At 71.1% G+C, this 824-nt stretch carries 1 protein-coding gene; it reads left to right on the top strand.

The genetic code is table 11. The annotated features are described in order from the left end of the window. On the top strand, positions 1-403 hold a 403-nt coding region (locus tag MXD58_RS25940), incomplete at its 5' end, for a sulfite exporter TauE/SafE family protein (RefSeq protein WP_250610346.1). Positions 404-824 lie beyond the last annotated feature (421 nt).

The following is an 824-nucleotide window of genomic DNA, read 5'->3' on the forward strand; positions in this document are numbered from 1 at the left end:
GGCCGGCGCGGCGTCGCCGGGCGGGGCCGCGCCGGCCGGGGGAGAGGTCGTCACCTGGCCGACCCGCCTCGGCGTGCTGCTGGCCGGTGTCTACGGCTCCTACTTCGGCGCCGGACTGGGCGTGCTGCTGCTCGGCGTCCTCGGTATTCTGCTCACCGACGACCTGCAACGCACGAACGCCCTCAAGACGCTGCTCGCGTTCGGCGTGAACGCGGTCGGCGTCATTGTGTTTCTCGCCACCGCGAAAGTGGCCTGGGGTTACGCCGGCATTCTCGTGGTTACCTCCCTGGTCGGCGGCATTGCCGGCGCCCGTATCGCCCGCAGACTTCGGCCCGCCCCATTGCGGGCAGCCGTGATTACGCTTGGTGTGACGGTGGCCATCGTGCTCATCATCCGCGGCTGATCGCCGGCGGATGTCCGGCCGCCCACCATGGCGCCAACGGATGGGACGACAGCACGGTCAGCGGCCCATTGCCGGCCCGGCCGGCGGCAGTACAACACTCACGTCAGGTGCGAGTCTGGGGCCACCCGCGGGATGAGTATTGGCGGGCTTCGGCATAATCTGTACACGCAGTGTTCCTGAGGAACGCTCACGTAACTGTAATTCTGTGTGGTCGGCGCACCAATGCGCGCCACCGCGTGTCCGTCAGGGTGTCTGGCGGCGCGGGCCGCATGGGCGGGAGGTCCTGTCCGCGCCCGCGGGTGGTGCGGAGTCGCGGCACGGACGCGCGGACCCGGCCAGCGGGCCGGAGGGCGCGCCCTGCCCGCTGGGAGGGGATTCGTGGTCGAGGTGAACCGAGCGCCGGACGCCGGACGGGCCGGCG

Source organism: Frankia sp. AgKG'84/4, from assembly GCF_023242965.2.
Classification (GTDB): domain Bacteria; phylum Actinomycetota; class Actinomycetes; order Frankiales; family Frankiaceae; genus Frankia.